Raw genomic sequence first — 20307 nt, forward strand, 5'->3', positions numbered from 1 at the left:
GGCGGTGGGGTTAGGTTGAAATGCGGGGTAAAGGTAAGAGTAGAATAAAGTGGAATCTATTCTGAGCTTTCAACCCCAAGGTTAGAAGGCTTAACATATTCGTGAACAATCTCCCACGCTCGTTCTAAGCTTATTCCATCTCGCTGTGCTACTGCCAATGGATGATCTGTAGGCTCTAGCTCAATAGTGGGCCGTTGGCCATTCCCCTGAAAATGAGCCATGGTCTTAAGACTGAGCGTAGGAGAAAACATGCTTATCTCGGTGCAAAGCCATCCAAAATATGGCCTGATTGCATCAGTGTTATGGTATTCTTGATAACTGAGGAAATGTTCTTGTGATTGACTAACCCAAACTCCAAAACCAAATGTTTGCTCCTGCTCATGTACAGGGATTTCCAGTACGCCACGAATAAAGAACTCTTGGTCATCAATGACGCAAGTATCTTGCTTCAACCAGACGCGCGTTGCACGTTCTTCCTCCGGAATAGTGTACATGGCCCAAGGAGCTGATGAGCCAATGTCAGGTAAACATTCATGTATTTGTCCGCAACAAGCGCAGTGGAAGCTCATAAAAAATGTACCCAACTAAATAGAAGAATTAAGCTTCTTACTTCCGCCCAAACAACGGCACGCGGCTCTCCGTCCCGGCACGCAGGCGACCGATATTAGCCCGGTGAGTATAAATCAGCAAGCCAGCCAGCACAAACCCGAACACCAGCAGCAGCGAGTTATCAGGCCGAAAAGGAGGCAGCAATTGCAGCAGCGCAAACGCCACACCGGCCGTCATAGAACTCAGTGATACATAGCGCGATATAAAAAGCACCAGCAAGAATATCAGCAAGCAAATCCCGACTGTGCCGGGCGCAATAGCCAGCATCATGCCCAATACGGTAGCCACGCCTTTGCCACCCCGGAAGCCCGCATAAATCGGGAAAATATGGCCTAGTACGGCCAGGACACCGCAGGCCAACTGAAAATACAGCAACTGATCGGGCCGAATGGCTCCTTGGCTCACCATCACCGATGCCAGCGACGTAGCGGCCCAACCCTTAAACACATCGAAAGCCATCACGGCCGAACCGGGCTTTTTGCCTAGCACCCGAAACGTATTGGTCGCCCCCGAATTACCGCTGCCGTGTTCGCGAATGTCGATGCCGAAAAACCGGCGTCCCACCCACAACGCCGTCGGGATGGAACCAATGAGGTAAGCGGCCGCGAGCAGGCCAAGTACGAGGGGCAAATTCATGGGAAAATAGCGAGTGAGCAATACGGTCAAATATACGAGGCTTCCGCAGCGAGCGGCCATGAATTATTCAGGCCCTTGCAGGAAGCAAAAAGCCCGGCTTATACGTGGGCCGGGCTTTTTGCATTCGTTTCCAGAGTTTAGGAATCGCCGAAAGGGTCCTCTTCCGCTTTTTTCTTTTTCTTCTTCTCTTTTTCCTTCTTCGGCTCCTCAGCGGGCGCAGTAGTTTCGGTTTTGGGCTCTACGGCTTTTTCCTTCGACTTCTGCTTTTTGCTGGTTTCTTCCGTAGCCGGCGGCGTGGTAGTGGCTCCAAACGCATCCGTAGGTTCGTCCTTCGACTTCTTCTTTTTCTTGCTGGTTTCCTCTACCGGCGCATCGGCGGTAGGCTGACTGCCATCGTCTACGATTTCGTCTTTACCCTTCTTTTTCTTCTTTTTACCGCCTTCATCCATGTTGTCGAAGTTGCCGGTGCTTGGTGGGGCCGTAGCAATCTTACGTTGCTTGGCTTCGCCTAGGTAGTCTTTGCGGAAGTGGTTGAGGAAAAGCTGCACCTCCTGGTCGTCGCCGAGGTAGAAGCCGTAGGTGGTAGCCGTGTTGTAGTCGCCTTTGGCTTTGTACCCGATGATCTCGTCGAAAGAGCCGTGCTGGGCTTTCGTCAGGAGCACGTTGTTGGTGTACTTCAGGTAATACCACGTCTGCGGCTCGGCCTCCAAGTACAGTTCCACCACGTCGCCCGTCGATTCTTTCTTGATCTCAACATAGCCGTCGATCAGCGCGTTGATGTCCTTCTTCAATATGCTGACGAGGCCAATTTTGCCTACTGAGTGCCACGAGCGTTGCTTTTCCGACCACACCAAGTCCACTTTGTTCAGGACGATGGTGTGCAGAAACTTGCTCGACACTTTTTGCAGCGCCATATAGCCCCCTTTGCGGTTGGCGTACTCCTGCACTGCTTTGCTGCCGGCAAACTCGCCCATTTTATACAGCTGCGACTCCGAGTTGTCGAGGGCTTCGGGCGCGCCTTTCGCGTTCTTGGCTAAGTCTTCGCCCATCGCCAGGATGGCTTTCTCCGGCATGTTGATGTCAAAGGCCATGAAAGTATCCAGCTGGTAAATGTTGCTGTCGGGCTTGGCATAGCCGAGGCCAGAGGCCGTGAGCGCGTAATCCTTGTTGGAATTGATCAGGTTCAGCTTGCCACGGAACGTCATGGCCGCCGTCGAATCCTGAAAATTGAGCACGCTACCCTCGTACAAGTTACTGTTAGACAGATCATTGCGCGTGATCGTGAAATTGCGCTTTTTGGCGTCGTAGCTCAGCATGCCGTCCACCTGAAACAGGTTCATATCGGTTACGCCGGGCTTGTTGGCCACAAACAGCGGGTACACTTTCTGCGTCGCATCCGACACAAAAAGGCCCGTCATCATCGGCACGCCGTCATCGGATTTGGGCTCCATGAGCTTGATGCGTACCCCTTTCGGATCGATGCTGTCCTGCACAGCAAACCACTGCGCCGCCGCCGGATTTTTGCTGAACTCCAGTCGCGACTGGCCATCAAACGCAAAGCCTTTGCGTTGCGAATTCAGCGTTACGTTGCCCCGGTATGCGATACGCGGTGCCAAATGGAATTTATCGGCGGGCTGAATATTAGCCACGGCAATGGTGGGTGGCGCAAACGGGTGCCCCTCGTCTTTGTTGCCGCGCAAGAGGCTCTTGGCCAGCCCCTTGCCACTGCGCGCCACTGCGCCTTTCGTCGCAGCCGAGTCTACGGTAAAGTTGGCAAACTTAATGGCAAACGAATCGGCCGAAGCGTTTTTGTACTTGTATAACGCATTGCCCGTGAAGGCATTACGCGAAAGCACTTTGATATCGCCTTTGTAGAGGCTGTGGTACTTGGTCAGCGTGTCCAGCACCACATTGGCGTTCTGAAAAGACCGCATCTGAGCATTTGCCAACACGTACACCTTATTGCTGTCCGGCTCAATCCAAGCATCGGCAGCGGCAATGTGTGGCACGCCACCGGCCACCAAACGGTAGCGGCTTAGGTCGTACTGGCCGGTAAGAGCACGGAATTTCAGGCCGTGCTGCTCAGGCTTAGTAGAGTAGAAATACGACCGCGTAGAGTCGGCGCCGGGCGCCACACGCATCTGCACCGTCTTCTTTTTGAAGTCCCATTTGCCGCCACTCAGCGTGGTTTTGTAATCCGAATACGGCAGGTCGATGCTGGCTTTACTGCCTTCTTCGCGGGTAAAATCGGCGTATCCTTGCTTCAAATCGTAGTTGAACGCCACCTCATTAGCCGTAAGTGCGGGCTTGTTTGGCTCTGCCGATTTGATGTTCAGCGTCGATTTTTTGCCTTGGTAATTTGTAGGTTTAAAGGTGAACTGTGGCGAGCGAATAAACGACTGCGGGCCCTCCATCCGGCCATCGCCATACAGGCCACCGGGGGTCAGAATAGCTGTGCCTTTAAAGCCATAGTCGCCAGTATAGAACTTCATCGCTGCCGCGTCGCGCGGGGTGGTCAAATACATCGAGTCGGCTTTCACCACCCACTTCATGCCGTAGCCCGGCAGCAACGACACCTTCGCAAACTCAACCCCATTCAGCGGCCCCGGCGTGATGGTAGCCGACTTACCCACCGTCACGACGGAGTCGCGGTAGAAGATGAACTGGTCGCTTTGTAGCGTCCCCGTGAGGTATTTGATGTCGCCAATGCCCTGAATACCGCGGTTGCTCATCTGCACCTTGTTGAACAAGCGGCCTTTGCCGCCATACAACGGAAATCCTTCTTTGGGCACGTTGTACACAAAGCCCAGAGAGCCATCTTCTTGCAGGCTTAGCTTGGTCTTGAATTCGGGCATAATGCCGCCCGACACGAACGTGCCCTTGAAGCCCACCGCCGAACGATTTTTATTATTCAACGAGTCAATTCGGAACGGCGGAATGTCGAAGTAAACGGTCGTGTCGTAAGCGCCGCCCAGTACTTCGGGCTTGTCGAAATAGACGTAGGCACCGGTCGAGGCGTCAAACGAAGGGAACGCGCCCAGCTTCTTGCGGCCCGATTTGTTGCGCGGATCGTTGATGTAGAGGCGGCCCGCCGAGGTTTTCTTTTTGTTGGTCAGCGTAAAGTCGGTGTCTTTGCGGGCTTTCATCACCGAACCTTTTGATCCTTTGCCTTTTACAATGATCGAGTCGATTTTGGTTAGGTCGATGTAAAAGCCGTCGTAATCAAACTTAAACTCTTTGCCCTTGAACACGAAAGCCGACGCTACCACCGTACCGTTGAACAGCACACCGCGGTTTTTCTGGATGCGGATGACGCTGCTGTCCGGCTTCACAAACACGGTTACGGAGTCGTCGGAGAAGTTGAAGCGATCGACGCCACGCACGATCAGGTCGTTGTTGGCGAGGTTGAGCGTAGCATTTTTGCCATTGGGCGCCAACGATTTGATGGCAATGTGGTCGTAGTCTTTCTTACCCCGCGACGAGCTAACGTAGTGATTGGCTTTAGGCAGCAGCGTAATCTGCTCGGTTTGGGGGTCCCACTTCACGTAGCCATCGCGTGCCAAGCCCGCCGCAGCCGACCGAACGTTATCGGGCTTTACCTTTAGCTCCGTCGATAACTCCTCAACGGTCAGCACTTTACGGTTATCGTGTGCTTGGCTGTAGCCAACCACCATTTGCAGTGGGTGCAGCTTGTTGATGGCTTTGATTTGCTGGTAGCGGGTGTTGGTGTAGAATTCTTTCGATTCGAAGCTGGCGGTTACTTGGTTTTTGGCAGTCAGGATAGAAAACTCGATGGCGGAAGTGCGGATGGGCCACGTCAGCAGCTCCGTCGCAATTTCCATCTGGTGATACGAGTCATAATACGGCGTCGATTTGTAGAGGCCATCTTCGCGGGTGAGCTGCAATACCTGCCGCGCTTTCGAGAATTTCAGCTTCACCCCCGGATGCGTCAGCGAGTCGCTTTTGTCCTGGTAAATCGTGACCGCCGCCCGTGCCGCCGAAATCAGCGAATCGCCCAGCACATAGGCACTAGAGCTAGCCCGAAACTTCGGTTTGCCATCTACATCCACAAAAATGCGTGAAAGGCTGCCGTCGAGCGAGGCGCTCAGCGTGCGCGCACCCGCCAACGAGAATCCGCCGAAGTAGCGAATGTTCTGACCAATGTTTTTGACGCGGGCATCGTTGGTGAGCGAAATAAACCGCGGATATCCTGCGTCCGTGGCACCTGGTTTCTTCTTCACGCTCTTGTAAGCCAGCGCGCCCTGAATCGGGGCTTCCAGCACGGCCGGATAGGTGAGCGTCACGGGCTGCGCCGTAAACTCAGCCTTCGAAATATCGAAGTCGTAATTATTCAGGTCGGCCGTAACGGGATTGTTATTCAACGTCCAAGCGTACTGTCCGCCCTGCCCCACAAAGCGGCTCTGAATGGGCACAACCACCCCGCTGGTTTTCCGAATGTAGATGGAGTCACTGGCGGTAGCCATAAACATATCCGCATCCTTCAGCAACAGCACCGGCCCCCGCCGATTGGGCGCCACATAGGTATCATAAGCGGCGTAAGCAGGCTCCACAACGGGCTCAGGTTCAGGCACTTTGGCTGGCGTTGCCGTCTTGGTTTTGGCCGGAGTAGTTTTGGCTGCGGCTTTTTTGGGCGTGCCCCACCCGTCGTCGGCAGCGCCCCAGCCCCCGCCGGTATCCCAGAGGTCGGCCGTGTCCCAACCGCTGCTGCTTTTCTTTTTGGGAGCAGGTTTAGCAGCGGGCTTAGCCGGCGTTGTGGTTTTGAGCGGTTCCGTCTTGACTACCGGAGCGGGCTCTACGGGCTTGGCGGGTGCCACGGCCGGCGCCGGCTGCGGCATATCCGTTTCGTTGTAAGCAAATGAGAATGAGCCACCTACCACGCGCAGGCTGTTGTAGCGCGAACGGTATAAAAACTTGGTTTCCAGAAACTGAGCGGCACTCAACAGAAACTTTTCCGTGTCGCGCACGGGCTCCTTGTCCAGCGTTTTGGCCGTCACGTCCAGGAACTCGTCCATCTGCTTATCCGACAGGCTTTGCACCGTGGCGCCGCCTGTGATGGCCGTAAACAGCGCTTCGAAATGCGGGCGTGGCTTGAATTTCTTCAGCAGCATTTGCTGCGATATCTCGATAATTTTGGCTTGCTGCGTGGCCGTCAGCTTGTTGCTGGCCCAAAGCTGCTGCAGCTTAGCCGCCGAGGCTTTGGCGGCAGCGTTGTTGGTGCTGGCCATCATGTTCTGCACGTCCGCAATGTACTGTACCGGCTCGGTTGCCAGCCGGCCAGAAAAGCGAGGCACGGCCGCTGCAGGAGCGGGCTGTTGTTTGGGCGTTTGCGGTTTAGATTGCTGGGCCCACGCAGGAACACTTATCAATAGGACCGCCGTGCAAACCCACCCAAAAACACGATTCTTCATTCTACACTCCATCATAACCTAATAAGACGGCTACAATTTCGGAAAAAGCAGGCATACTTTCGTCAAAAATGCCGGCAATCCACGAATCCACTTCATATGGCAGCTTTTTAGCCATTCTCTTGCTGGCTGTTGCTGCAGTATTGCGCCTACCTGCTCATACCCTTTCTAGGTTAAATACAATAATTGAGTCCGAATTTCCGCTTCCTAAGCCATCGCCCTCGCACTAGTACTATCGCGGCGTAACAGGAAAAAACGGGGACTTACTTAATCCAGAACGAATAACGCTGCAAACCAATCATTTATGTGCAGCATAAAGCTTGCCAGGGAGATTAACGATCAAAAAGCTTTTATTACAAGTACTTGGTAATCAGTTATTTACAGAAATAATGTAAAGAGCTAGCGTAGCCAGCGTTACTTAGGCCGCACGGATGATTCGCGGATCAGGATTTCGGGTTGCAACACGATACGCCGCGGGGAAAAGCGGCCGGAATGGTCATCCAGCATTTCCAGAAACAGGCGCACAGCCGTTTGCCCCATTTGCTCGCAGTGCTGATCGACGGAAGTAAGGCGCGGCTCCGTCAGAGATGTGAAGGTCTCGTTGCTAAACCCAGCCAGCGCTACATCGTGGGGCACGCGTAACTGATGGCTCTTTAATACCTGCATCGCCCCTACAACGGAGAAGTCGCTGGAAGAAAAAACTGCGTCGGGCCGAACTGGCAATTTCAGCAGTTTTTCCATGCCCTCGACCCCATCCTCGAGCTTCATATCGCAGTAATAGACCAAGTTTTCGTCGTACGGAATACCGTAGGCACGCAAAGCGTCGAGGTAACCTTGGTGACGGTTTTTGTAGATATTCAGGTGTTGCGGACCGGCAAAATGGGCGATGCGTGTGTTGCCTTGCTCAAGCAAGTGCTTCATGATTTGGTAAGCGCCTTGGTAGTCGTCGATGATGACGGCGCTGACATTGAGGCCGTCGAGCATGCGGTCGAAAAACACCAGTGGAATCTCGCGTTTACGAACCTTCTCGAAATGCTTGAAATCGTGCGTAGTCCGCGACAACGACACCAAAATGCCTTCTACCTGCGCATTCATCAACGTTTCGATGTTTTTGCGCTCGCTGGCCACGTCCTCGTTCGACTGGCAGATCATCACGTTAAAGCCGGCTTTGCTCGCGACCTTTTCGATGCCATGCATCACGGAAGAAAAAAAGTGACCGTCGATGTGCGGTACCATTACCCCGAGCAGGTTACTGCGGCCTTTGCGCAGCGCCGCCGCCAAATGGTTGGGCTGGTAGTTGACCTGCTCAGCCATTTGCCACACGCGCTTCTTCGTACCGTCGCTGATGCTAGGATGGTTGCTAAGCGCCCGCGACACGGTTGAGATGGAGATTCCCAACTCCTTAGCCATGTCTGCTATGGATGCCCGATTACTAGCCACTTTTTTGTTTATTATGAGATCCGCGCAAACGATTGCATAAACGTATTAAACTGCTTGGACATTTCAAATTTTCCAGGTACTATCTTGTTGTCAGTGATATATATACCGAATTCAAGAAAGCTTCTGCTCATTTTGAAAATAGCACGGTCCGAAATGAGTAGAAGCCAAGCCAGCAGGAAGATCCTTAATTTCCGCCCCTAGAATCTGACGTGAAGAGCAGAATTAAAGATTCTAGCGCCCACTCAGGCCAAGGCAGAATGCTTTATTGATTATTGAGCGTAAAATCATCAAAAGTGGCCGTGGCCGTTGCAGGTCCACGTGCTAGGAGGCCCGCCCGCACACCGCGGTCCCAAGGCGGCAAGTACGTACCGTTTATTGCCTGACCATTGGCAGGAAGGTTTTGCCAAGTTTTGCCCGCGTCGGCGCTCCAACTGAAGCGATATTGATTGCCGCCTTGAGCTTGCAGCCTCAACATTAAGGCTTTGCTATTTGGCAAGGCCACTTCACCAAGCGCTTGCTGTTTGCCTTTTTCTAGTTGCCAAAGCCGCAATTTGCCGTCGCCGGCGGTGAGCGCAATGGTGTTGTCAGGGTCACCAAGGGCGGCAATGCCAGCTACTGTTCCGGTAGGCAGGGCGGCGGGCTGTAGCAATGTGGTGGTAGCCGTGTAGTCAGTGGTGTAGGTATGATGGCCCAAAGCCGCGCCACTGTGGTCGGGGCGGGCGGAGAGCAGTAGTTTGCCGTCGCGCACAGTAAAGGTGGGCTTTTGCTCTATCGGCCACTGCCAGCTCGCAACCAAGTTGGTGCCCTTGAAGTCATCGGATACGTTTTGACTAGCCACATTGAAGGCTGGGGCGGCATTGGCGCCTTGTGGAAACTCGGGCCAGCCGGCGGGCGTCCAAACAAATTCGCTCAGCACTCCCTGCCGACCCACAAATTCGAAGCTGCGCGTGTCGTAAGCATGGTGCAGCAGAAACCAGCGATTGTCTCGTTGCGTGACGGTGCCGTGACCGGGGCAGGTCCAGCTGCCATTTTTAGTCAGAATAGGATTCTTTTCGTATTTCTCCCAAGGACCCAGCAACTTACGCGATCGGGCCACCCCAATGCCGTAGGTACAGTTGTGGCCGCAGCAGCCGTTGCCGGCATAAAAAGCATAGAAATAGTCGCCGTGTCGCACGATGCTGGCGCCTTCTACGAGGTTGCCTTCCCAAGGTATTGTGTTACGAAACAACTCGGTTTTTTCGCCCGTGAGGGCAGTGCGGTCGTCGTTGATGCGCTGCGCCCAGATTGGCGTAGGCCGGTTCTGGCTATTGCCATCTTCTTTCCACACTATGTAGAGTTGATTGTTCTCGTCGCGGATCGGGAAAGCGTCAATCGAGCCATCCTCCTGCCCTACCAACGGGCCGTGGTCGCGGTATGGGCCCGCCGGGTTGTCGGCGCTAGCTACGCCTACACTCAGCGGGCCATTCTTCTTGTGAGCCGTGTAAAACACGTACGTCTTGCCATTTTCCTCGCTGATTTCAGGGGCCCAGAAGTAGTAATCGGCCCAGTCGGGCGGCTGATTCGGAAACACATGTCCTACCAATTCCCAATCTGTCAAATTCTTGGATTTGAGCAACGGAAAAATCGGACCCCAGTTGGAAGAAGTAGCCGTTGCCCAGTACGTATCGCCGATTTTAGTGACGGACGGATCGGGAAAGTCGCCGGGCAACACGAGGCTGGTTCCGGCACTGACGATATTGGTTGGGCCTTGAGCACTTTCTACGGCGGCCGGAACACTGCTCGTGTTGGTAGAGGCCTGCCGCTGGCAGGCAGTTGCCAATAGCCCCGCGGTCAAGGTCAACCACGCCGTTCCTTTTCGCAGGTCAGAGAATAGAGAAGTCACAAAGCAAGAATTAGGGTGGGAGTTCGGAAGCTTATTGTATACCAATGATTACCAACAACTTATTCTTATTCTCCACTTGGCTTATTGATGAGCACATTTAGGGAGACAGGAGTGCCAAAATTGGGCGTGCCGTCAGGATTCCAGCCGAATTTCTGCATGCGCGGCACGCGTTGGTTGCCGCAACGCTGGTTTGGGCCCGCGTTCGCGTGGTAGATAATCCAGTCTTCTTGCCCGTCCTTCGATTTGAAGAAGCCGTTGTGGCCAGGACCGTAGGCCTCACTCGCCGCATTTTTGGTGAATACCGGCGTGGCCGATTTGGTCCAGGACGCCAGTTTCATCGGGTCGGCAGTGGAAGAAGCAGTTAGCATCCCTAAGGCGTAATCGTCAGTATCGCAATGGCTTGCCGAGTATACCAGAAAAGTTTTGCCGCCATGCTGAATTACTTCCGGGCCTTCGTTTACGTCGGGTTCGCCGTTCTTTTCCCACTCATACTCGGGATGCGAAAGCTCTACGCGCGGGCCGGTAAGCGTCCAGGGGTTGCTCATTTCGGAGATGTACAGGCGCTGCACCGTGCTTTGCCCGTCTTGGCCCGACCACAGGAAATACCGCTTGCCGTTTTGCTCCATCACTGTACCATCAATGGCCCAATAATCTTCGGTGGGGTTGTAAATACGACCTTTTTCAACCCAAGTGCCCGTGGTAGGATCGGCGGCCGTATTTTCCAGTACCCACGTGCGCTGCCCGCCGCAGCAGTTGCCAGGGCCGGCCGTAAAATACACGTACCATTTGCCGTCGAGGAAGTGAATTTCGGGGGCCCAAACGTCTTTGGAGTTGGGTCCGGAGGTGGGCGGCGACCAGATGACTTTGCTGAACGCTGAATTCAACTCCGACATCTTCGCAGTCTTGCGAAGCTGCAAGTCGCCTCCGGTCGTGTTCATGTAATAGTAATAGCCGTCTTTCTGGTAGACCCACGGATCAGGGCCTGATGATAGCAGTGGATTTTTGAATTGGGTACTTCTAACAACGGGGGGAGTAACCGGCGTTGGGGTGCCGCCCGGGTTCGTTTTTTTGCAGGAAGCACTTGCGAGCAGCAACGCAACCGCAACGAGTCGCCAGGAACGATGAATGAAAATCATGGTTGTGGAATTAAGAGCAAATTCTTTTTAAAACCTTATCTATTTGATAAATAAGCAGTTATATATAGATGTAAACCTCATAAAAATCTGTTACTAAGGAGCGCAGATCACATTATGCCATGGAAGTTTGCTAGCGATGGCAACATAAAGAATACGGCATAAAAACAGCCGCTCCAGCTTGTGTGTACAAGGCCGAAACGGCTGTTTAATTCAACTCACTTTGTGGGCAGCCTTACCATTGGGGGTTTTGCTGCAACTGGGCAATGTTCACGTCGTTGCGCGGGATGGGCAAATATTTGGATTTGCCTACCACAAATAGGCTAAAGTCAGCGTCGCGGGTTTTCAGCTGATCGATGCCGGCCTGGTTATCCAGCAAGCCCCACCGGATCAGGTCGTGCCAGCGGGTATTTTCGCCGGCCAGTTCCGTTACGCGCTCGTGCATGATCTGGGTGCGCAAGTCACTCTGGCTCATACTACCCAGCGGAGCCAGTTGCACGCGGGCGCGCACTTGGTTGATCAGCGGGATGGCAGCCGCCGTCTGGCCTTGCTCGTTGAGCGCTTCGGCTTGCATCAGCAACACGTCGGCATAGCGGATGACGCGGAAGTTGATGGGAGAATAGTAGCCTTCTGCGTCGCGCCAGTAATCATTTTCGTACTTGCGCCAATACACGCGGTTGCGGTTGTACTCATCGGTTTTGAAGCGTTCCTCCAAGGTCATTTTATCGTAGGCCAGTTGGTCCTGATCGACTGGGTCAGTCGGGTCGACAGGATAGCCCGCACGCGAACGCGCAAAGAATAAGGTAGTAGCCAAGCGGGGATCCTTTTTGCCTGCGGTAGTGCGTTCTTTCAAGAACTCGGTGATGAGCCACGGGCGAGCTTCGCCATCGGTCCAGCCTTTGCCCGGCAAGCCAAAGAACTGCGAGCGCTGGAGAGCTTCCGAAGCGCCAGCAAAGTCATCGTCACGGTCGGCGCTGTATTCGCCAACAAACTGCACCTCAAAAACCGACTCCGAATTGTTTTCGCTGGTGTGCCGGAAATTATCGTAGAAGTTCGGGGCTAAGGAGTAGCCCATTTTCATTACTTCGGCAAACTGAGTGCTGGCCTCAGCCCACTTGCGCTGCTGCATATATACTTTGCCCAGCAAGGCAGTAGCGGCCCCTTTGGTAGCACGACCCACGTCAGCGCCGGTATATTTTTCGTCTAGGCCAGCCTTGGCGGTTTGCAGATCGGCAATGACCAAGTTCCATACTTCCTGTTCGCTAGCAGCTTGCGGCGGGCGGTAGTCTGCGCTGGAAGGTTCCGTTGCCAATACGGGGCGGCCATACAGTTCCACCAAGTTGAAATAGTTGAGCGCCCGCAGAAAATGTGCTTCGGCCAGTATGCGCGTCTTCAGCTTGTCATTCATCTGAATAGCAGGCACATACGACAATACTTGGTTTGCGCGGTTAACGGCCTGGTAGTGGTTGGCCCAAGTATCGCGGTTTACTTCGAAGTCGTAATCCGTAAGCACAGTTTTGGTAAAGTTCTGTAGCTCAGGCCAGGGGCTCGAAGAAAATCCTTCATCAGAACGAATGTCATAACCGAAATGAATCCAGCGGCGGTAGGTACCGTTGAGTTGTAAGCCGCTATAGGCCGCAGTTAGGCCTTTCAGCGCGTCGGCTTCAGTTTTCCAGAACGACTCGGTGGTCGGAGCGTTCGGGTTCGGTTGATTTAGCAAGTCTTTTTCGCAAGCGGTGGTCAGCAGCAGGCAGCTGGCCAAGATTGCGAAGGCTCGGGTTTTATAAGTAGTCATGAGTGTAAGAAGATTGATAGGTTAGAAACCGAGCTGAATGCCAGCCGTAACCGTGCGCAGATTGGGGTAGTTGCCCTCGTCAACGCCACGGGCTAAAGGCCCAGCACCCACGATTTCGGGGTCGTAGCCGGTATATTTCGTTGCCGTTAATAAGTTCTGACCCGTCAGATAGATTCGTAAGCTACCGATGCCTTTCACGCGCTCCAGCAACGTTTTGGGCAGGGTGTAACCTAGCTGCACGTTTTTCAAACGCAGATAAGAGCCGTTTTCGAGCCAACGATCCGAGAGCGGCGAGGCGTTGAGGCCACCCCCTAGCAGCGGACGCGGCGTGCTGGTCGAGGGGTTGCTAGGCGTCCAGGGGTTTAAGTCGGCGCGGAAGTTGCCGTTGTCGTCCATGCGGTCTGTCCAGTAGCGGGTCACGTTGTAGATATCGTTGCCCTGCACACCTTGCAGGAACGCCGTCAGGTCGAATGCTTTGTAGCCGAAGTTCAGGTTCAGGCCATATTGCAGCTTGGGGAACGGGCTGCCCGTGAAGCGGCGGTCGGCATCCGTAATCTGGCCATCGCCATTGATGTCTTCATATTTAACATCGCCGGGCTTGGCACTGGGCTGCACTTTGTGGGCATCTACGTCGGCTTGGGTCTGGAAAATCCCCAGCTTGTGCATCAGGTAGAAAGCGCCAACTGGCTGACCGGCTTCGGTACGGGCTACGCCGCTGGGACCGCCCGGATAGTTCTGGCCTTCGAATGCCAACTCTTTCACTCTGTTTTTCAGGGTGGTTAGGTTAGCGCTAACACCGTAACGGAAGTCTTTTTGCGGGTCGGAGGTGTAGCCCAGCTGGAACTCAAAACCCCGGTTCTCCAACCGTCCTAGGTTCGTATAAGGGTTTACACCCACGTTTCCTTCGAAGAAGGGAATGGCCGGGTTAACGAGCGCATTCTTGGTCTTCGAGATGTAGTAGTCGGCCGCCAACGTCACGCGGTTTTCCATTAGGCCCAGATCGAAGCCTATGTTGGTAGTAGCCCGGCTCTCCCACTTTAAGTTCTTGCTAGCCAACTGGTTCTGAATAGCACCGTTTACAACGGTTCCATTAAACGGATAGTTGACGTTAGAATTTATTAAACCAAACGACAGATACTCAGGCAGTTGGTCATTACCCAGTTCGCCGTAGCTCGCGCGTAGCTTCAGGTCGCTTATTCCCGATACGCCGGAGAAGAAAGCTTCTTTGCTGATGCGCCAGCCGCCGGAGAAGGCGAAGAAATCGCCCCACTTGTTGGCGGGGTCTACCAAGGAAGATCCGTCGTGGCGGTAAGCCCCCGTCAGCAGGTAGCGGTCATCGTAGTCGTAAGCTACCTGGGCCAGGTACGAGCGCTTGGTCCAACGGCGCGTGCCGCCGTCTACGCTCGACGATCCAGTGGCAGCTCCCAACGACCAGTAGTACGTGGGCCCCGTACCAAACCCTTGCGCTGTAGCATTGGTAAATTTGTAGGTATTCTTTTGTTCGGTATAACCCACAACCGCGTTCACGTTATGGTTACCGAAGCTTTTCTGAAAGTTCAGAGTGTTTTCAGCCAAAAGGAAAAGCCGGTCGCCACGGCCTTCAAATAGTTCGGCTGGCCGAACTGGCTCGTTCATGCGCAAGCCGCCAGCTTGGCCATACTTGCGTTCAGTCCGGTCCTGAAAACTTAGGTATTCCATGCCCAAGTTCAGCCGGTACCGCAGGAAATCAAAAATGTTGATTTCGGGGGCAAGCGAAGCGATAAGTCGATTTTCGGTGTTGGTGTCGTTGTATACTTTCTGTAAACCAACCGGGTTAGTACCAAACGTCACTTGGTTGGTGTTACCGAAGCCGAAGCCACTAACGGTAGTTGGGTCGTACACCGGAATGATGGGCAGCATCCGAATCACGTCGATGAACGGAATGCCATTTACCCGCTTGGTGAAAGCCCGTGAAAGCTGCGCCGACTGATCCATGTGGAACTTGCCACGGGTAATCCCCGAATTCAGGCGCAGGCTGTAGCGGTCGAATTTCGGCCCTACAATCGTTCCTTTCTGATTGAAATAGCTGCCCGAAATATTGTAGTTGGCAAACTCGCTAGCTCCGCTCAGGCCCAAGCTGTAGTTCTGCACACGCCCCGACTGAAACAAGGCTTTTTGCCAATCGGTGTTAATGGCAGGCGGATTGGCTGCTCCCGCGAAGGGAGTTTGACCCGCGTTAGTATACATCATACGAGTGACGTCGGCCCACTTCTGGGTGTCAGCTAAGTCGTAGGTTTTCGGGATGTTCTGTACCCCCCCGTAAGCGTTAAAGTTGATGGCTGGCTTGCCGAGCTTGCCACGCCGCGTCGTGATCAGGATTACGCCGTTAGCACCGCGCGAACCGTAAGGCGCCAGCGAAGCCGCATCCTTTAGGATGGTGGTCGACTCAATATCCGAAGGGTTAATATCGCGGATATCGCTGGTCCATACGCCATCTACAACATACAACGGATTGCTATTCAGAGCAATAGAGCCGATACCACGGATGTTTACAATCGGGTTTTGGCCCGGAGCGCCCGAATTATTTACCTGAACGCCTGCCACCCGGCCCTGCAGAGCCTCGGTTACGGAGGCAACCGGCGAGCGTCGGATGTCTTCTTGGCTGACCTTTGATACGGAGCCAGTTACTTGTTCACGGTTGATGGATAAATAACCCACTACCACAACCTCGTTCAAAGCTTTTGTATCAGAGCCCAGCGCTACGTTAACGGTCGTGCGGCCATTGAGGGCAACTTCCTGCGACGTGTAGCCCACGAAAGAGAAGACCAGCGTAGCATTTTCGGGAGCGGTTAGGCTGTACTGGCCGTCGCTGTTAGTTTGTGTCCCGTTGGAAGTTCCCCGTACGACCACGTTTACGCCGGGCAAGGGCTGTCCCTTGTCGTCCAGCACTCGGCCCGAAACAGTCACATCGGCTTGCGAAGCCCAAATGCTGCTATTCTCGTGCCATACAGTAGGTTCGGCAGCTGCTGCCAGCGGCAGACAGCACAGAAGTGCCGGAATGGTCAGCCGTCGCATTTTGGGTACTGGCTTTTTCATAAGAATCTTCTTGCTTAAAAATTGAGTGGGGATGTTTAAAGCACGCAGCAATCGATTGCACAAGTCTACCGTAGAACCGAACTGCTGCTAGGAGTTAGCAGATTGATCAATTGAGGGTCACAAAAAATGGCAAGCGGGTGGAAGAAGAAAGGCGGGCCGTAAACGCTTATTGTCCAGCTTTTCCGGAGTAAAATGTGGGTGGACCTTACTCATTAGAGGGCCTAAGATTAGTGGTAAATAACCCCATTGTCAAGACTAATTGCCCTATTTTAGGTTTCGTTTGCATAATGTTGGGTTTAAAAGCAGTTGCCATTCTGGCTAAAACATGCCTTCCTAATCGTTAAAGGCATACTTTGGTTTAGTCAAACGTTTGCGTAAATAGTCCTCTAAAAAGTGCTTAGTCTACTAGTTAAGTCCGCCAATATTTCGCTCGTCTTGGCTTCATTGGCTACTTCAAGTGCCTTTATTGCAGGGCTGTTTGGAGTTATATCACAGAATATTCTCTACTCCGCGGAAAGCCCCTGGCAAGTATCTACGCTCGCCTTGCCTCATGTTTGTATCTATTTGATTGCGAAGTATTTATAAAATTCACCTCTGTCTTACCATGACATCCGTATTTTCGATCCCTAACACGGACCTTTGCTGCAAGCAGTGGCCTTGCCTAATTGCCTGACGTATTGCTCTTTATAGCCGTTCTACCTACTTCCCATCTCCTTTCCATACTTCATGTTTGACACAACCGAACACTCGCACCGCCGCTACAACCCACTCACGGGAGAATGGATCCTGGTGTCGCCGCACCGCTCCAAGCGCCCTTGGCAAGGCCAGCAGGAAAAAGCCGAGCCCGAAGTGCGTCCCGCTTACGACCCGACCTGCTACCTCTGCCCCGGCAATACCCGCGTGAATGGCGACGTGGTCAACCCGCCTTACACCAGCACGTTCGTGTTCGGCAATGACTTCGCGGCCCTGCAAACCGACGTGCCAGTGGGCTCTGTGGAGGTAGGCGGCCTGTTGCGGGCGGAAGCCGAATCGGGAATGGCACGCGTGATTTGCTTTTCGCCGCGTCACGACCTGACGCTGCCCGAAATGGAGCCTGCCGCCATTCGGCGCGTGGTCGACGTCTGGATTGAGCAGTACCTGGAACTAGGCGCCCGCGACGACATCAACTACGTGCAAATATTTGAGAATAAGGGCTCTATGATGGGAGCCAGCAACCCGCACCCGCACGGCCAGATTTGGGCGCAGCGCACCGTACCCGGCGACCCCGCTAAGGAAACCGTGCAGCAGGAAACGTACTTTAAAGAGCACGGCCGCAGCTTACTATCTGATTATTTGGAGATCGAATTGCGTGAGCAAACGCGCATCGTCTACCAAAACGAGCATTTTGTGGTGCTAGTGCCTTATTGGGCTGTATGGCCATTTGAAACCCTGCTCCTCCCCCGCCGACACGTGCAATCCATCGAGCAACTTACCGATGCCGAAAAAGATGCTTTTGCCGATGCATTGCGCAACCTTACGATTCGCTACGACAACCTCTTCGAAATTTCCTTCCCGTATTCGGCCGGCATTCACCAGCGCCCCACCGATGGGCAACCGCACGAAAGCTGGCACATGCACATGCATTTCTACCCGCCACTGCTGCGCTCGGCTACCGTTCGCAAGTTTATGGTTGGCTACGAGATGCTGGCCAACCCACAACGCGACGTAACTGCTGAGTTCGCCGCCGAACGCCTGCGTAGCTTGTCGGATGTCCACTACAAACTGACCGAGCAGTTAAAGGGATAACCTCTTTATTACCATTCACTTACAAAACAAAAAACCCTTGCCACCGAGTGTAGCAAGGGTTTTTTGTTGCTGGATAACGACTACTTCTTGTTGAGCTTTTTGATCAGGTCAACTTCATCCTGCCTGTAGGGCGTTCCGTCCTTGCGGAAGACTTCGTGAAACCACTCGATGGGTTCGCTGCCGTCTGCTAAGGGCGTGTCCCAGGCATACTTGGTGTTGGTTTTGCCATCGACCAAGCCCCAGTTGATGGCGCCAACATTTTCCTTTTTCATCATGGGCAGCACAGTAGCAAAACGGCTGTTGCGCGGCCGCGCCATATACTCGGTGCAAATCAGCGGACGCCCCGTAGCGCGCAGAAGCTGGATAACACGCTGATGCATAGACACATCTTCGTAGTTATGATAAGTCACCACATCGGAATGTGTGGCCTGGTACGAATTGAGTTTCTCAAAATCCCAGTTCCAGAGCCCGACGCTAACAGGCTGCTCGGGATTGGCGGCGCGGGCCCACGCAAACACGTTGCGCACTAGGGGCAGCGACGTATCGTTTTTACTGTTATTACCGGGTTCGTTGTATAAGTCCCATAGAGCGATGCGTTTATCTTTTCCAAACTGCGTTAGCACGTCGGTTACGTACTTCTGCAAGGCCGGAAATTGCGTTGAGTCTTTGGAAGCCGGGTCGCCGGGGTCTTGTACCCAACCCGAGTTGTGAATGCCGGTTTTGGGAGCTGGCTGAGTTCCGATTTTGGGATCCTTGCCCCAGCAATCGTCAAAAAACACGAAGATGGTTTGGATGTGGTGTTTATCGGCAATGCCCAAATACTGGTCTAAGCGCTGCTTAAATCCTTTGGGATCTTGCTGCCAGGCAAGGTGATGCAGAAACACGCGCATGGTATTGAACCCAATGCCTTCGGCCCAGCCCAGTTCTTTGTCGATGGTGGTGGGGTCGAAAGTGGCTGCTTGCCACATTTCCAGCTGGTTGATAGCCGTGCTGGGAATAAAATTAGCGCCGGTCATCCACTGGTGCTGCTGATACCAAGCATTGGCTTTTTCGGTCGTCCATACTGTGGCAGTAGCCGCTTTAGAGACTTTGCTTTTGCGGTTTTGCGCGTTTCCGCCCGTTGCAACAAACGACAGTAACCAGAGAAACCAGAATATTTTCTTCATACAGGGAATAGGTAAGATCACAGACTATTTTTCATAACGCATTAATTGTCAATACATTATGATATCAGCCCAGCATTCATCCTAGAATAGCTAGGACTTTGAAGCAATGTAGGGCGGGCTATTGACTTGTGCAAACGATTGCGTATCTAGCATTTCGAACACGGTCTTTCCTTCTCCACTTCATCTACCCGGTATGTTGAAGAAAAAGCTGTTTGCCATGCTCTTGTTAGGGCTCGCAGTGCTGCCTGCTCTGGCCCAAAAATTCAACGGACTGGGCAGTAACCTGAGTAACATTTACCGCCTCTCCGACGCCAAAACACGCTCTATCAGCCCTGAGAACTTTACCGGCGAGAAGGGCAAAGGCGGCATGGCCACCGAAGGCACTGGCAAAAATGCTTCCCGCGACTTAGGCCAAGGCTGGAAAGTAAGCCCAAGCGTGGTCATAAAATCTGGCCAGACCTTCACAGTAGCCGAAATCAACGGCTCGGGGGCTATTCAGCACATCTGGATGACGCCTACGGGTATTTGGCGCTTTTCCATCCTGCGCTTTTACTGGGACGACGAAAAGGAACCGTCGGTGGAGGTGCCGGTGGGCGACTTTTTCGGGATGGGCTGGGGCGAGTTTGCGACGCTCAATTCACTGCCCGTGACGGTAAATCCGGGTAGTGCTTTCAACTGCTATTGGCAAATGCCTTTCCGCAAAAAGTGCCGCATCACGCTGGAAAACCTGGACGAGAAGGATATGGTGCTTTATTACCAAGTTGATTACACGCTGACCGACGTGCCCAACGATGCGGCGTACTTCCACGCCCAGTTTCGGCGCGTCAACCCCATCCCTTACAAGCAGGTGTATACCATCGTGGACAACATCAAGGGCCGCGGGCAGTACGTGGGCACTTACATGGCGTGGGGCGTGAACAGCAACGACTGGTGGGGCGAAGGCGAAATCAAGTTTTTTCTGGACGGCGATAAGCAATTTCCGACCATAAACGACACAGGCACAGAGGATTATTTCTGCGGCTCTTACAACTTCGAGAACAAGAAAACCCATCAGTACCAGGAGTTTTCGACGCCTTACGCAGGCATGCCGCAGGTCATTCGCCCCGACGGGTTGTACCACGCCAATCAGCGTTTTGGCTTGTACCGCTGGCACATTCCCGACCCGGTTCGCTTCGAGAAGGACTTGCGCATCACCATTCAGGCGTTGGGCTGGCGCTACAACGGCCGGTATTTGCCGCTGCAAGACGATATTTCGTCGGTGGCTTACTGGTACCAGACCGAGCCGCACGCTGCCTTCCCAAAACTGCCTTCCAAAGATGATCTGGAGACAAAATAACGCATCCCTGCACCTTCCGCTCTA

11 protein-coding genes are annotated in these 20307 nt (G+C 53.5%); 2 read left to right on the plus strand and 9 right to left on the minus strand.

All coding sequences use genetic code 11. The annotated features are described in order from the left end of the window. Window positions 1-56: 56 nt before the first annotated feature. From FHG12_RS05880 to FHG12_RS05915, 8 genes are all read right to left on the minus strand, one after another. Window positions 57-569, minus strand: a complete 513-nt coding sequence (locus FHG12_RS05880) for a DUF2199 domain-containing protein (protein WP_230471369.1) — start codon at window positions 567-569, stop codon at window positions 57-59. Window positions 570-606: 37 nt separating this feature from the next. Then, window positions 607-1245 (minus strand): glycerol-3-phosphate 1-O-acyltransferase PlsY, encoded by a 639-nt coding sequence (plsY, locus tag FHG12_RS05885; RefSeq protein ID WP_139514845.1) that lies wholly within the window; start codon window positions 1243-1245, stop codon window positions 607-609. Window positions 1246-1382: 137 nt separating this feature from the next. After that, window positions 1383-6557, minus strand: coding sequence for a hypothetical protein (locus FHG12_RS05890; protein WP_139514846.1), 5175 nt, complete (start codon window positions 6555-6557; stop codon window positions 1383-1385). Window positions 6558-7085: 528 nt separating this feature from the next. Further along, a complete protein-coding gene (locus FHG12_RS05895) occupies window positions 7086-8081 on the minus strand; it encodes a LacI family DNA-binding transcriptional regulator (RefSeq protein ID WP_139514847.1) in 996 nt (331 codons plus the stop codon). 292 nt (window positions 8082-8373) lie between these two features. Next, on the minus strand, window positions 8374-9993 hold the full coding sequence (locus tag FHG12_RS05900; protein WP_230471309.1) for a family 43 glycosylhydrolase: 1620 nt from the start codon (window positions 9991-9993) through the stop codon (window positions 8374-8376). A gap of 65 nt (window positions 9994-10058) precedes the next feature. Further along, window positions 10059-11129, minus strand: coding sequence for a glycoside hydrolase family 43 protein (locus FHG12_RS05905; protein WP_139514848.1), 1071 nt, complete (start codon window positions 11127-11129; stop codon window positions 10059-10061). Window positions 11130-11361: 232 nt separating this feature from the next. Further along, a complete protein-coding gene (locus tag FHG12_RS05910) occupies window positions 11362-12921 on the minus strand; it encodes a RagB/SusD family nutrient uptake outer membrane protein (RefSeq protein WP_139514849.1) in 1560 nt (519 codons plus the stop codon). A gap of 21 nt (window positions 12922-12942) precedes the next feature. After that, window positions 12943-15996 carry a SusC/RagA family TonB-linked outer membrane protein gene (locus FHG12_RS05915; protein WP_139514850.1) on the minus strand — a complete coding sequence of 1018 codons (3054 nt, stop codon included), beginning with the start codon at window positions 15994-15996 and terminating at the stop codon, window positions 12943-12945. Between the two features lie 726 nt (window positions 15997-16722). Here FHG12_RS05915 and FHG12_RS05920 point away from each other — a divergent pair. Continuing rightward, a complete protein-coding gene (locus FHG12_RS05920) occupies window positions 16723-17781 on the plus strand; it encodes a UDP-glucose--hexose-1-phosphate uridylyltransferase (protein ID WP_139514851.1) in 1059 nt (352 codons plus the stop codon). Window positions 17782-17861: 80 nt separating this feature from the next. Here FHG12_RS05920 and FHG12_RS05925 read toward each other — a convergent pair whose 3' ends face one another. Continuing rightward, window positions 17862-18947 carry a glycoside hydrolase 5 family protein gene (locus FHG12_RS05925; RefSeq protein WP_139514852.1) on the minus strand — a complete coding sequence of 362 codons (1086 nt, stop codon included), beginning with the start codon at window positions 18945-18947 and terminating at the stop codon, window positions 17862-17864. A 193-nt stretch (window positions 18948-19140) separates the two neighbouring features. Here FHG12_RS05925 and FHG12_RS05930 point away from each other — a divergent pair, with 193 nt between their 5' ends. Next, complete coding sequence (locus FHG12_RS05930) at window positions 19141-20283, plus strand: glycoside hydrolase family 172 protein (protein WP_139514853.1); 1143 nt, start codon at window positions 19141-19143, stop codon at window positions 20281-20283. Window positions 20284-20307 lie beyond the last annotated feature (24 nt).

This window comes from Hymenobacter jejuensis (assembly GCF_006337165.1).
Taxonomy (GTDB): domain Bacteria; phylum Bacteroidota; class Bacteroidia; order Cytophagales; family Hymenobacteraceae; genus Hymenobacter; species Hymenobacter jejuensis.

Excerpts from the sequence above, each read along its gene's own strand:
- FHG12_RS05880 (WP_230471369.1), bottom strand. The coding sequence starts at position 569 with ATGAGCTTCCACTGCGCTTGTTGCGGACAAATACATGAATGTTTACCT.
- plsY (WP_139514845.1), bottom strand. The coding sequence starts at position 1,245 with ATGAATTTGCCCCTCGTACTTGGCCTGCTCGCGGCCGCTTACCTCATT.
- FHG12_RS05895 (WP_139514847.1), bottom strand. The coding sequence starts at position 8,081 with ATGGCTAAGGAGTTGGGAATCTCCATCTCAACCGTGTCGCGGGCGCTT.
- FHG12_RS05905 (WP_139514848.1), bottom strand. The coding sequence starts at position 11,129 with ATGATTTTCATTCATCGTTCCTGGCGACTCGTTGCGGTTGCGTTGCTG.
- FHG12_RS05910 (WP_139514849.1), bottom strand. The coding sequence starts at position 12,921 with ATGACTACTTATAAAACCCGAGCCTTCGCAATCTTGGCCAGCTGCCTG.
- FHG12_RS05915 (WP_139514850.1), bottom strand. The coding sequence starts at position 15,996 with ATGAAAAAGCCAGTACCCAAAATGCGACGGCTGACCATTCCGGCACTT.
- FHG12_RS05920 (WP_139514851.1), top strand. The coding sequence starts at position 16,723 with ATGTTTGACACAACCGAACACTCGCACCGCCGCTACAACCCACTCACG.
- FHG12_RS05925 (WP_139514852.1), bottom strand. The coding sequence starts at position 18,947 with ATGAAGAAAATATTCTGGTTTCTCTGGTTACTGTCGTTTGTTGCAACG.
- FHG12_RS05930 (WP_139514853.1), top strand. The coding sequence starts at position 19,141 with ATGTTGAAGAAAAAGCTGTTTGCCATGCTCTTGTTAGGGCTCGCAGTG.